At 63.6% G+C, this 12,584-nt stretch carries 8 protein-coding genes; 1 reads left to right on the forward strand and 7 read right to left on the reverse strand.

The window, feature by feature from the left end; translation table 11 throughout:
* Nucleotides 1–72: 72 nt before the first annotated feature.
* The 7 genes from nifJ to dnaX all read right to left on the reverse strand — a co-directional run bounded on the left by nifJ (nucleotide 73) and on the right by dnaX (nucleotide 11,662).
* The gene (nifJ, locus tag ACQRAP_RS05850) at nucleotides 73–3,612 is read right to left on the reverse strand and encodes a pyruvate:ferredoxin (flavodoxin) oxidoreductase (RefSeq protein ID WP_427795130.1); all 3,540 of its coding nucleotides are present in this window, start codon (nucleotides 3,610–3,612) and stop codon (nucleotides 73–75) included.
* Between the two features lie 476 nt (nucleotides 3,613–4,088).
* The gene (locus ACQRAP_RS05855; protein ID WP_154518466.1) at nucleotides 4,089–5,027 is read right to left on the reverse strand and encodes an FHA domain-containing protein; all 939 of its coding nucleotides are present in this window, start codon (nucleotides 5,025–5,027) and stop codon (nucleotides 4,089–4,091) included.
* Nucleotides 5,028–5,030: 3 nt separating this feature from the next.
* On the reverse strand, nucleotides 5,031–6,872 hold the full coding sequence (locus ACQRAP_RS05860; protein ID WP_427795131.1) for a serine/threonine protein kinase: 1,842 nt from the start codon (nucleotides 6,870–6,872) through the stop codon (nucleotides 5,031–5,033).
* Complete coding sequence (locus tag ACQRAP_RS05865) at nucleotides 6,869–7,771, reverse strand: hypothetical protein (protein WP_427727397.1); 903 nt, start codon at nucleotides 7,769–7,771, stop codon at nucleotides 6,869–6,871. Before ACQRAP_RS05865 ends, ACQRAP_RS05860 begins: the two co-directional genes overlap by 4 nt.
* Nucleotides 7,772–8,014: 243 nt before the next feature.
* Nucleotides 8,015–8,611 carry a recombination mediator RecR gene (gene recR, locus ACQRAP_RS05870; protein ID WP_099432550.1) on the reverse strand — a complete coding sequence of 199 codons (597 nt, stop codon included), beginning with the start codon at nucleotides 8,609–8,611 and terminating at the stop codon, nucleotides 8,015–8,017.
* Between the two features lie 13 nt (nucleotides 8,612–8,624).
* Entirely contained in the window at nucleotides 8,625–8,945 is a 321-nt protein-coding gene (locus ACQRAP_RS05875) for a YbaB/EbfC family nucleoid-associated protein (RefSeq protein WP_427719331.1), read from the reverse strand.
* A gap of 221 nt (nucleotides 8,946–9,166) precedes the next feature.
* On the reverse strand, nucleotides 9,167–11,662 hold the full coding sequence (gene dnaX, locus ACQRAP_RS05880; protein ID WP_427795132.1) for a DNA polymerase III subunit gamma/tau: 2,496 nt from the start codon (nucleotides 11,660–11,662) through the stop codon (nucleotides 9,167–9,169).
* Nucleotides 11,663–11,777: 115 nt separating this feature from the next.
* Between dnaX and ACQRAP_RS05885 the strand changes: the two genes are divergently transcribed.
* Nucleotides 11,778–12,503 carry a hypothetical protein gene (locus tag ACQRAP_RS05885; protein WP_427719328.1) on the forward strand — a complete coding sequence of 242 codons (726 nt, stop codon included), beginning with the start codon at nucleotides 11,778–11,780 and terminating at the stop codon, nucleotides 12,501–12,503.
* Nucleotides 12,504–12,584: the final 81 nt, after the last annotated feature.

Here is a 12,584-nt window from a genome sequence, read left to right on the forward strand (position 1 = left end):
GTGCGCAGCGGGGGTTCTTTCATGTCCGAGGACGTCCGCGAAGGTTAGCCCTCAGATCCTGCGGTGGGAGACCTAGGCCTCGTTGTACACCGTCTTGAGCTTCAGCAGGTGAGCGTAGCGGTCCATAGCGGCCTGCTCGTTCTCCTTGAAGAGCTCCTCGGCGCGCTCGGGGAAGGAACGCGTCAGCGAAGCGTAACGGGCCTCGTTCATCAGGAACTCCTGATAGCCGCCCGCGGGCTCCTTGGAATCGAGCGAGAACTTCTTGCCGGCAGCAGCCTCGGGGTTGAAGCGGAAGAGGTTCCAGTAACCGCACTCGACAGCCTTCTTCATCTCGGCCTGGCAGTTCTGCATGCCGCCCTTCTTGATGGAGTGCATCTCGCAGGGGCTGTAGCCGATGATGAGGGACGGGCCGTCATAGGCCTCGGCCTCGTGGATGGCCTTGAGAGTCTGAGCCGGGTTGGCGCCCATGGCGACCTGCGCCACGTAGACGTAACCATAGCTCATAGCGATCTCGGCCAGAGACTTCTTCTTGGTCACCTTGCCGGCAGCGGCGAACTGAGCAACCTGGCCCAGGTTCGAAGCCTTGGAGGCCTGACCGCCGGTGTTGGAGTAGACCTCGGTGTCGAAGACGAAGACGTTGACGTTGTGGCCAGAAGCCAGGACGTGGTCCAGACCACCGAAGCCGATGTCGTAGGCCCAACCGTCGCCACCGAAGATCCAGAAGGACTTCTTGGTGAGGTAAGCCTTGTCGGCGAGGATCGCCTTGGAAGCGTCGCAGCCGCACTTCTCGAGCTCGGCAACGTAGGCGGCAGCAGCAGTCTTGGAGGCCTCGACGTCGTTGACGGAGTCGATCCAAGCCTGACCGGCGGCCTTGAGCTCGTCGGACGGACCGTCGGCGGCGATGAGCTCCTGGGTGGCGGCGATCAGCTTATTCTGGACGGCCTCGTAACCGATGGCCATGCCCAGACCGTGCTCAGCATTGTCCTCGAACAGGGAGTTGTTCCACGCCGGGCCGTGACCGTCCTTGTCCTTGCAGTAAGGAGCGGTGGCAGCGGGGTTGCCCCAAATGGAGGAGCAGCCGGTGGCGTTGGAGATGAACATGCGGTCGCCGGCGACCTGGGTCACCAGACGTGCATAAGCGGTCTCGGCGCAGCCGGCGCAGGAGCCGGAGAACTCCAGGTAGGGCTGCTTAAACTGGCTGCCCTTGACGTTGGCCGCGATGAGTTCCTTCTTCTCGGAGACGTTCTTGACCATGTAGTCCCAAACGGGCTGCTGATCCATCTCCTGCTCGGTGGGAACCATCTCGAGGGCGCCCTTGGGGCAGACCTTGGCGCAGTTGGTGCAGCCCATGCAGTCGAGCGGGGACACGGCCATGGTGAACTTCATGCCCTTGGCCTTGGGACCCATGGCGTCGAGCGTACGGGTAGCCTCGGGCGCGGCGGCAGCCTCGTCCTCGGTCATCGCGAACGGACGGATGGTGGCATGCGGGCACACATAGGCGCACTGGTTGCACTGGATGCACTTGGTCTCGTCCCAGTGAGGAACGACCACGGCGACGCCGCGCTTCTCGTATGCGGAGGCGCCCAGCTCAAACTGACCGTCGGCACAATCGACAAAGGCAGAAACGGGCAGGCTGTCGCCATCCATGCGATCGATGGGCTCGAGCAGGTTCTTGACCTGCTGGGCGATAGCGGACTTGGTCTCCTCGGAAAGCTCGACAGGAGCGGCGTCCTCGGCGGTAGCCCAGTCGGCCGGAACCTCGAACTTACGGAAGGCGGTGGCGCCGGCATCGATGGCCTTGTGGTTGGCGTCGACGATGGCCTGGCCCTTCTTCATGTAGGACTTGGTAGCCGCGTCCTTCATGTACTGCAGGGCGTCCTCGGCGGGCAGGACCTTGGCCAGCGCGAAGAAGGCGGACTGGAGCACCGTGTTGGTGCGCTTGCCCATGCCAACCTTGGCGGCCAGGTCGATCGCGTCGATCAGGTAGACGTTGACGTTGTTGTTCGCGATGTAGCGCTTGTCCACGGCGGACATGTGCTCGGCGAACTCCTCGTCGCTCCACTGGCAGTTGACCAGGAAGGTGCCGCCAGGCTTGACGTCGCGGACCATCTTGAAGCCCTTGACGATGTAGCTGGGGTTGTGGCAAGCGACAAAGTCGGCCTTGGTCACGTAGTACGGCGAGCGGATCGGGGAGTCACCAAAGCGCAGGTGCGAGACGGTAACGCCGCCGGTCTTCTTGGAGTCGTACTGGAAGTAGGCCTGAACGTACTTGTCGGTGTGGTCGCCGATGATCTTGATCGAGTTCTTGTTGGCGCCGACGGTACCGTCGCCACCCAGACCCCAGAACTTGCACTCGATGGTGCCGGGAGCTGCGGTGTTGGGCGCATCCTCGGCCTCGGGCAGGCTCAGGTTGGTCACGTCATCGACAATGCCGATGGTGAACTCGCGCTTGGGCTCGTCCTTCTTGAGCTCCTCGAAGACGGCAAACGCGGACGCGGGAGGCGTGTCCTTGCTGCCCAGGCCGTAACGGCCGCCGACGACCTTGATACCCGTCTTGCCGGCCTCGTAGAGAGCGGAGACGACGTCCTGGTAGAGCGGCTCGCCGATGGAACCCGGCTCCTTGGTGCGGTCCATGACGGCGATCTTCTTGACGGTCTCGGGGAGAACGTCCACGAAGTGCTTGATGGAGAACGGACGGAACAGGCGAACCTTGACCAGGCCGACCTTCTCACCGTGAGCGTTGAGGTAGTCGATGACTTCCTCGAGCACGTCGCAGAAGGAGCCCATGCACACGACGACGCGATCGGCATCGGGAGCGCCGTAGTAGTTGAACAGGCCGTAATCGGTGCCGAGCTTCTCGTTGATCTTCTTCATGTAGCCCTCGACGACGGCAGGGAGCTCGTCGTAGACCTTATTGCAGGCCTCGCGGTTCTGGAAGAAGATGTCGCCGTTCTCATGGCTGCCGCGGGTGTGCGGGTGCTCAGGGTTGAGCGCGTGATCGCGGAAAGCCTGGACGGCGTCCATGTCGCACATCTCGGCAAGATCCTTGTAGTCCCACATGGCGACCTTCTGGATCTCGTGGCTGGTGCGGAAGCCGTCGAAGAAGTTGAGGAACGGGGTCTTACCCTCGATGGCGGCAAGGTGAGCCACCGGCGAGAGGTCCATGACCTCCTGGACGTTGCCCTCGGCGAGCATGGCGAAACCGGTCTGGCGGCAGGCCATGACGTCGGAGTGATCGCCAAAGATGTTCAGGGCGTGGGAAGCGACGCAACGCGCGGAGACGTGGAAGACGCCCGGGAGCTGCTCGCCCGCGATCTTGTACATGTTCGGGATCATCAGGAGCAGGCCCTGAGAAGCCGTGTAGGTGGTGGTCAGAGCACCGGCGCCCAGCGAACCGTGAACGGTACCGGCTGCACCCGCCTCGGACTCCATCTCGACGACCTTGACCGGGGTGCCAAAGATGTTCTTGCGACCCTGGGCCGCCCACTGGTCGACATGGTCGGCCATCGGGCTGGACGGCGTAATGGGATAAATTCCCGCTACCTCGGTGTACGCATACGAAACATATGCGGCCGCCTCGTTGCCGTCCATAGACTTAAACTTACGCGCCATATACCCCTCTCCTCTCATATAGGTATACAGGCCCCGGCGATTACCGGGATGTTGGCGTGATGGGATTTTCGCTGTTGCTTCCAGTCATCTGACAGGCGGACTCAGCAGCAGGTAAATGGCGTGGAGAGAAGGCATGCCGAGGCGAGGAGGCTGCACGCGCTCCACAGGCCCAGCTACCCGTCTTGCACATGATCGAGCGCCGCAAAGGCCGCATGCCGGATGCTCCCGGGCACGCCCCGATGATGGGAAGCGCCCGCAACGGAAATCCGCATGCGGGTTTATTGTACCCCGCCGTCAAGTGTAATTTCGACAAATATAGGCGGGCGGTAAAGGTTTACCCCGAGCGACCATCAAGGGCAAAAATAATCCTTCCGTCACCGAGGGACCAAATGGCAGTTGCGGTGAAATAGGGACTGTTTTTGCCGGCCGTAGCCTTAAACAGTCCCTATTTCACCGCAACTTATTTAGGAGATGAGTCAGAGGGCGCCGAGGAGGATGGCGTAGGTTGTGGATTCTCCGAGCCTGAGCTCGTCACCGGGGTTCAGCTGAGCGGAGCGGCCGGGCTCGACCTGGGTGCAGACGTTCGTCGCGCCGTTTACCACCACAGTTCCGTTGGTGGACGACAGGTCCTCGACGTACCAGACATTTTGGTCATCGCACCACACGTGGGCATGGCGAGCCGAAACGTCATCGCCCACATCGGTGATATCACCCTCCCCCGTCGCCAGCGCGCCGATCTCGACGCCCTCCTCACTCGGCTGAATCCAGCGCGGGGCGCTCACCACGTAGCCGTTTTGCACGCGCAGCAGTCCCAACGGGTGCGCAGGCGCCGCCTCGTGCTCGCCCGTGACCGTCGAGGTGCTCAGCGAGCGCGGCGTCGACGTGGCGCCGCCACAGGTCGCATGAGCGTAGTCGAGGGCATAGGTCACCGACGAGCGGACATCTGCCGAGCAGCCCACGGCGACAAACAGCACCAGGATGGCCTCGGCGCGCTCGGCGGGCATGAGCTCAGCCGCCTGCGACAGGCGCTCGAGCGCATTGCGATAGAGATTCGTGTCCTGATGGCATTCCTCGAGTGCCCGCACCATGGGCTCGCCAGCGGGGCCGCACACCATGTTGGTCACGGCCGTGGCGTCCATGGGATTGCGGCGGCGCAGGGCCAGCTGCGACATAATGCGCGCGGCCGAGGTGCCGTAATCGGCAAAATAACGTTCCTGCAGCGTGCCGACCGGCGCGCGCACGATAAAGCGCGAAACCCAAGAGCGATCGGCAGCACGGCTCTGCGGACTACGGCCGTCGACGAGCGGGCGGCTCGAGAGTACCAGGCCGCACAGTTCGATATGGCTCAGGTGCGCTGCGCGCTTAAAGATGTCAAACATTGCCCCGCACGGGGTGAGCTCAGCTTGAGAAGCCATGGCTTAGCCCTCCTTGGTCGCAGAGATAGTGTCGGATACTTCGGCCGGCCCGCCAAAGGCGCGAGCAGCCGCGGCTCCGCCGGCAAGCGGCGTCGCCATGGAAATTTTCGCACGTCGCGCTGACACGACGGGAAGCTCAAAGGCAAACCCCATCGCCAGCAAAAACCACGTGAGCGCATAGGTTGCAATTAAGGCGGCAACGAAGCCGCTCGCTACGGCGCGCTGGGAAAACACGGTGCATGCAACCGCGATCAGCACCGGAACCTCGCAGGCAGAAAGCGCCAGTACGCCTTGCAGGAACCCCGTGCGACGATCGTGTGCCATGGCGCCGGCAGCGATGCCCACCATGCCCGGCGGTGCCAACGCCAGTGCGGCGATAATGGCCGGCAGCTTCCCGGACCACATAAGCGGTCCTACGACGAGCGTCACATGGGCGCCCGACGCCAACAGCGCAGCTGATACCACGACCACAGCCCAAAGCACGCCGCATACCGCCGTCGCACCAACCATCGTCGCACGCCGGGCCGTGTGCCCCGATACCTCCATCGGGCACGGCATGAGCGGCTCGGCCCGAAGCGAGCGGGCGACATTTTGCGCATAGTGGTCGCAAAATGCCGAGAGCGCCGCCTCCACCGCAGCCGGCTCGGGACGATCTTCCTGATGGCAGGACAGGCAGGCCATGACCACGTCGAACAACTGGGCATCGACAAACGCCAGCGCATCGCGCAGATCCTCGGAATTTGGATCGAGTCCCAGCTGCTGAGCCTGTTCGGCCGCGGCAAGTGCCACATCGGGCTCGCGTCGCAGCAGTTGCGTCAAGTCGCAGCCGGGCGCGTGGGCGCCAACGGGATAATCGGGCAGCGTATCCATCTTGAGGCGATAAGGGCTGGCGATATCGCACGTCTTTTTGCGCGAGCCCGAAGTACCCGACGCACCCGGCGCTACTTCGTACGGCGCGACACCGGCGATGAGCTCGTAGACCGTACTCGCCGCTGCATACACATCGATTGCCGGCGACATGCGAAGCATGCGCAGGTCGGGGATATCGTCGGTGAGCATCTCGGGCGGGGCGTAGGCCACCGTCGCGCGGCGCAACGTGGCATAGCGCTCGGTAAACGACGCCTTGCCGCCGGTGCCGGCCACCGCAGAGGCGGGCTCGAGCGCCAGCGAAGAGCCAAAGTCGATCAAGCACAGGTCGAAGGTGCCTTCGGCAAGCTGTCGGTCGAGCGGCAGGCGCGCCGTGCGCACCATAATATTAGCGGGCGAGATATCGCGATGGACGAACCCCTCGCCTACCAAGCTCATGCGGCAGAGCAGATCGAACAGGTCGCGACCCAGGCGCGCCGCCAGGAGCGGCGACAGACGCCCGGCATCGTCCACGGCAAGGCGCGAGCGCAGGCGAGCGAGCGTCTCGCCCTCGACCCACTCCATGACAATCGCGGGCACGCCGTCAACCTCGCCCCATCCATACAGGCGGGGAAAGCCTCTAAGGCCCGAAAGGGCGCGATGGCATTCATATTCCTCGCGAAACGCCGCCTTGAACTTGGTGACCAGCGCCTCGTGGGCGACATCGTCATCAAATTCGTCGCGCGTTGGTAAGATGAGCTGCTTGAGTGCCACGGCCTCGCCCTGCGCGTTGACGGCACGCGTCACACGGCCGATACCGCCGCGGCGCATGGTGGCGTCATCGGCAAACAGCATCGTAAAACGGCGCAGGTAGGCGGGAAGCTCGTCCGGGCCCAGCGCAATGGCGGGCTCAAACCCTCCAACGCGCGCCAGGCGCAGGCCCACCATGGGATCACGGCTGAGCGACTGGGTTGCCACAGAAGCAAGGCTATTCGTCATAGGGCGATCGCCGCCACTTTGGTATTGAAGTTGTTGAGCGCGACGTCGTCATCGCCATAATGCCCCACCCATTGGCACAGATTGGTGTAGCAACCCCATAGGTTGGCGTATTGCTGATACCACTTTGACTTGGGAGAAAACGTTTGCCGGCCAAACTCGGCACGGATGACAAACATATCGTTGGCCAGGCTGTCGCACGGTCCGGTATCGCCCGTAGCGTTATAGGTCGAAACCACGCTGTTGGCGCGGGCGACATAGCCATCGAGCATGTTGTATTTGGTCACGAGCCAGCTGTGAATACTCTCCTCCTCGGCAGCCGAGAGACCACCCGAGCCCGTGTCGCCGCCGGCACCGCCGTCCGTCGAGCCATCACTCGAAGATCCACCGCCAGAGGCGGAGCCCGAACCGGAACCGCCGCCCGACGAATCGGAGCTGGAGCCAGACGAACCCGAACCGCCGGGCTGGCCTGCCTGTTGGGCGTCCTGCCCCTTCTGCTGCTCGGCCTTATTGACGACAGAAGCCACACTGTTGTTGGAAAGCTTCGTAATGACCTTGGTGTTGGTGAGCACGATGGTCTTGCCGTTTGCCAGCGTGACCTCGTTGTCCGATGTTTCTGGACTGTCCGCATCGTCGCCACCGAACACAACATGCGAGACCACGCTCGCCCACGCATATCCGGTTGTCGTTCCCAAGTCGCTTTTGGCCTTGCGCCCAATATGCAGCTCGCGCGCAGCATGCGCCTGTACCATGGACGGCACCGTCATGCCATAAGCCGAAACACCGGCTATGACCAGCACGAGCGAGCAAGACAGCAGCACGTACGCCCGAGGCGCCAGGCCCAGCCGGCGTCGAATGCGCACCGCGGCGCCATGCTTTGTCTGAGTGCTAGCGGGCCGCATGCGTTCTCCTCCAACAAAAACACGCCGCTTAAAAGCGGCGCATTCTTTCATATCCACATTTGAGTGTATCAGCGAACCCAAAAGGTTGTGCAACGAATGGGCAAATACGAGGTGCGAGTGGACCCATCCACGCGATAAGCGGATGAAAAGCAGGTTTGTTGTACAACAAATGCATGAACGCCTGCCCAATTATGAGCGCCCCGTGCGGCAGGCCGACGGGACATGCCGCGGAGCTGACGCCGCCTAGATCGCACGACGGGCCTCGATAGCACGGCCGAGCGTAAGCTCGTCAGCATACTCCAGGTCGCCTCCCACGGGCAGGCCGCTCGCCAGACGCGACACCTCGACGCCCAGAGGCTTGATGGTGCGGGCAAGGTAGCTCGCCGTGGTCTCGCCCTCAATGTTGGGGTTGGTGGCGATAATGACCTCGTGGATGTCCTCGTGGCCCAAGCGCGCCAGCAACTCGCGGATGTGCAGCTGCTCGGGGCCGATCTTGTCCATGGGGCTGATCACGCCGCCCAGCACGTGGTAGAGGCCGTGGTAGCTGCCCGTGCGCTCAATCGCCTGGACATCGCGCGGCTCACCCACCACGCAGATGCGGGTGGTGTCGCGCATCGAGTCTTGGCAGATGGAGCACTCGTCAGCGGTGGCGTAATTAAAGCAGCGGCTGCAAAAATGCACTTCCTGCTTAACCTCTAGAATGGCCTCGGCCAGGCGGCGCGCCTCCTCGGCGTCGGCCTCGAGCAGGTAGTAGGCGATGCGCTGGGCCGATTTGGGGCCAATGCCCGGCAGACGGCCCAGCTCATCGAGCAGTTTTTGCAGACTATGGTTGGCACTCATATATGTGCGCGTCTTAGAACGGCATGCCCGGGATGTTGAGGCCGCCGGCGATGGCGCCCATCTGCTTGTTGGCGAGCTCGTTGACGCCGCGGACGGCCTCGTTGACGGCAGCCATAATCATGTCCTGCAGCATATCGACGTCCTCGGGATCGAGCGCATCGGGGTCGATGGTGAGGTTGACGAGCTCCATCTCGCCGTTAACGGTCACCTTGACCATGCCGCCGCCGGCAGAAGCGTCGACGGTCTGGGACTTGAGGTTCTCCTGCGCGGCGGCAAGCTGCTCCTGCATCTTGCGGGCCTGCTTCATCATCTGCTGCATGTTCATACCGGCCATGATGGCTCCTTTACGTGTGGTCGTGCGACAAGCTGCAAGGGCAGCCGGGCACGGCGGGACTTTCAAACTCAAAAATCGTACCACGGCGCGGGGCAAACGAGCGAGGCGGTCGCGCTAACTCAGTCGATGTACATGTCCTCTAGCGTGACGCGCCGCGCAAGACTATGCAAGGTTGAATTATGCAAGGTCTCACAACTCGGCGTATATACCCGCCCGCATAGTTACTCCACCGGCTTGAAGATAGTGGACTGGCCAAAGACACTACGCATGAGGGCTTTGGCCTCGTCCTCGGTCTGCGGGATGCCCGGGGCTGCGCCCTGGTGACCGAAAGGACTGCCGGCACCGGGGTTGGACTCCCAAGGGGCAGCGAGGGCGTCGTCACTTGCAGGAGCGGACGTCGCAGCCGCGGGAGCTGCGGCCGAAGCGGCAGGGCTGGGCGCAGGCGCCGCGGCAGGCATGCCGAACGGAGGAAGATCTTCCCCGTTCGCATCGCCGGCGAAGCCGCCGACCATGGCGTCGTCGTAGGGTACCTGCTCGGATTCCCATGGCGCAGCCTGTACAGACGGCTGAATCTTGGGAGCAGACGCGCACTCGGGCACTCGGGGCGCGGGCTCGGTCGGGAGCTTGCCCGTGGCAGGAGCACCGGCAGGGTTGTCGGAGCGCAGCCAAGGGGCCTTGGCCAGGTCGGATGACTTTGGTGCAGGCGCGGCAGCGGGCTTGGACGCGGGGACCGGAGCAGCCGGTTTGGACACGGCGGGTTCAGTCACCGACGGGATCGGTGCCGCTACCGGTGCCGCTTTTGGCTGCGTCGCGCTGGCGCTCAAGGATGCAGGGGGCGCCGAGGACACGGGTTGCGGGTCCGCAGATGCCGCAGCCCGTGCAGATGGAGAATGCTCCTCATGTTGAGGAGCCGGCCTGACACCCCCATCCAGGACATAGTCGACGGTGCGACGACCGAAGACCGCACTGACTGTCGGCAAAAACACTGCCTGTGTATCAGCACGCCCGAGCATCTTGATAGCAAATGCCGTAGGGAACAAGACCGTGAGCTTAGAACCATCGTCTGCCGTAGCGCGAGCGTTCAACAGGAGAGCCGCATAAGAAGGTTGTTGGGCCTTGACGCGCTCGACGACCTCGGCCCATTTGCGCTGCAGCTCTCCGGCGTTCTCGACCGCAGGGGTCTCGGCGGCGCCGGCGGCAGCGACCTGAGCGGCAATGTTGGGCTGGGGCTTAGGCGCCGGCGCAGCGGCAGGTGCAGGAGCCGAAGCGGCGGTGGGCTGGGGCATCGGAGCCGGGGCAGGCTGAGGCGCAGGCGCAGCGGGCTTGGGGGCCGGCGCGGGCTGGGCCGCCGGAGCGGCGGCGCCGCGATCCCAGGGCATGCCGCCCTGGCGCGCGGGCGTAGCAGTGGGAGCGGCAGATGCCACAGGGGCAGCAGCTCGGGCACCCGAGATCAGCGTCGGTTGTTGTGTCGCCACAGGTGCAGCCGCGACAGCCGCAGGCGCAGCACTAGCAGCAGCCACGCTCGCCGGCACCGCGGCGTTGGCGACCATGGCCTCCAAGCGTGCCACGCGCTCGGCCAGGGCCTCAATGGTCAGATCGGCCTCGGGACGTGCCAGGCGCGTGCAGGCGATCTCGAGCACCAGGCGCACGTCGCTCGCACCCCTCATCTCCAACGCGGCATCGTCGAGCACTGTCAGCACGCGGGCCAGACGGTCGGCCGGATGCCCGCCAAAGGCAGCGGCCTCGGCAGCAAGCGCCTCGGCCTGCTCGGCCCCGCCCTCAAACAGCTCGCCACGGGTACCGGCAACGCAGGCCACATACACGTCGCGCACGTGCGCCACCAGGTCGCGCGTCAGCTCAAGCAGGTCATTGCCCTCCTCGACCTGTGCGCGAATGAGCCCATAGAGTCCAGCAATATCACGCTCGGCGATGGCACGGGCAAACTCGCCCAGGATCTGGTCCGAAACCTCGCCCAAAAGCGAGCGGGCATCGTCCGCATGCACGGCGCCGTTGCCAAAAACGCTCAGCTGCTCCAGCGTGGAAAGCGCGTCGCGCATGCCGCCCTTGGCATGGCGCGCCACGATGGCCAGCGCCTCGTCGTCGTAATCGAAGCCCTCCTGCTCGCACACGTAGGACAGGCGATGCTCGATATCCTCGTTGCCGATGCGGTGGAAATCGAAGCGCTGGCAGCGCGAGAGGATGGTCTCCAGAATCTTTTGCGGATCGGTGGTGCACAACACAAAGATCACGTGCGCCGGCGGCTCCTCGAGCGTCTTGAGCAGCGCGTTGAACGCCGCCGTCGTGAGCATATGGACCTCGTCGATGATATAGATCTTGTACTTGCCACGCACCGGGGCAAAGTTAACGGAGTTGATGATCTCCTCGCGCACATTGTCCACGCCCGTACGGCTTGCGGCATCGAGCTCGTAGACATCGGGGTGGTTGCCCTCGGCGATGAGCTCGCACTCTTCGCAAGTGCCGTCGGGCATGCAGCCGCTTGCGCCCTCGGCGCGCGCCGCCTCGGCATTGCGGCATAGCAGCGCCTTGGCCAGAATGCGCGCCATGGTGGTCTTGCCCGTGCCGCGCGGTCCGCAGAACAGGTACGCGTGGGACAGGCGTCCCTCGGTGATGGCGTGCTCGAGCGTCGAGACGATATGCTGCTGGCCCACCACGGAGTCGAAGGTGAGCGGGCGATACTTTCGGTACAACGATTCCATGGGTGCTCCCCCGGGTATACTGAGTTTTGTTGCCGCGACGGCCATGCGGTCGCACGGCATACTGCACTCATAATAACCCGTACGGCGAGCCCGCCGCGATAGGAGTCCAAAGAGCATGGCAGACGCAGAGAGCAACCTCGTTCCCTCCGAAGCAGCCGACCAGGTCGAGGTCGCGCTCGAGAAGCAGGCAGCAGCCGACGACGGCATCCTGTACCTCAACGAGTATCAGTACGAAAACGACCTCGTCACCGACTTCGCCCGCTTGGTCGCCTCGCCCAGGCGTCGCGGCTCGCTGTATGTCGCCGCGGCAATTGCCGCGCTGCTCGGCATCGGCATGTTGGTGGCCGGCGGCAACTGGATCAAGTTTGGCGTCGTCCTGATCGTGTTCGGCGCCTTTTTGGCCTGGTGGAGCAAAAACCTGCACCACACGCTCGCCCGCGACTTTATCGACGCCGTCGAGGCCGACAAGTCCATGGGAGGCCGCTATCGCCGCGTCGCCGCCAACGAGGACGGCTTGATGGTATGGGGCAAGAGCGGCAAGTCGCAGTTCTTCCCGTTTGAGAAGCTCGACCACGTACTCGACGGCGAGCGCATCTTTGTTGCCATGTTCGCAGACCAGGGCGTGACGATCCCCAAGGACACCTTTGTTCGCGGCGACGCCGAGCAGTTTGGCTCCTTCCTTAAGGCGCGCATCAACAAAAAGCTCCGCATTGAGACCAAGAAGAAGAAAATGAAGGCCGAGAAGGCTGCAGCCGAGGCCAAGCAGGGAGACAAGGCAGACAAGCCCCAGGACAACAAGGGCAAGCAGTGCAAGCAGAAGAAGGGCAAGAAGAAGCGCTAAGGCCAAGTCAGACAGGCAGCCTCGCATCCCGCTATCCTCCCCATGCACCAGAGCGTGCTACACTAGCAGCATCTATGCCAC

This window comes from Collinsella sp. SGI.180 (genome assembly GCF_050313455.1).
Classification (GTDB): Bacteria; Actinomycetota; Coriobacteriia; order Coriobacteriales; family Coriobacteriaceae; genus Collinsella.

Coding starts and splice junctions, on each gene's coding strand:
- ACQRAP_RS05855 (WP_154518466.1), bottom strand. CDS start 5,027: ATGGCTTCTCAAGCTGAGCTCACCCCGTGCGGGGCAATGTTTGACATC.
- nifJ (WP_427795130.1), bottom strand. CDS start 3,612: ATGGCGCGTAAGTTTAAGTCTATGGACGGCAACGAGGCGGCCGCATAT.
- ACQRAP_RS05875 (WP_427719331.1), bottom strand. CDS start 8,945: ATGGCCGGTATGAACATGCAGCAGATGATGAAGCAGGCCCGCAAGATG.
- ACQRAP_RS05885 (WP_427719328.1), top strand. CDS start 11,778: ATGGCAGACGCAGAGAGCAACCTCGTTCCCTCCGAAGCAGCCGACCAG.
- recR (WP_099432550.1), bottom strand. CDS start 8,611: ATGAGTGCCAACCATAGTCTGCAAAAACTGCTCGATGAGCTGGGCCGT.
- ACQRAP_RS05860 (WP_427795131.1), bottom strand. CDS start 6,872: ATGACGAATAGCCTTGCTTCTGTGGCAACCCAGTCGCTCAGCCGTGAT.
- dnaX (WP_427795132.1), bottom strand. CDS start 11,662: ATGGAATCGTTGTACCGAAAGTATCGCCCGCTCACCTTCGACTCCGTG.
- ACQRAP_RS05865 (WP_427727397.1), bottom strand. CDS start 7,771: ATGCGGCCCGCTAGCACTCAGACAAAGCATGGCGCCGCGGTGCGCATT.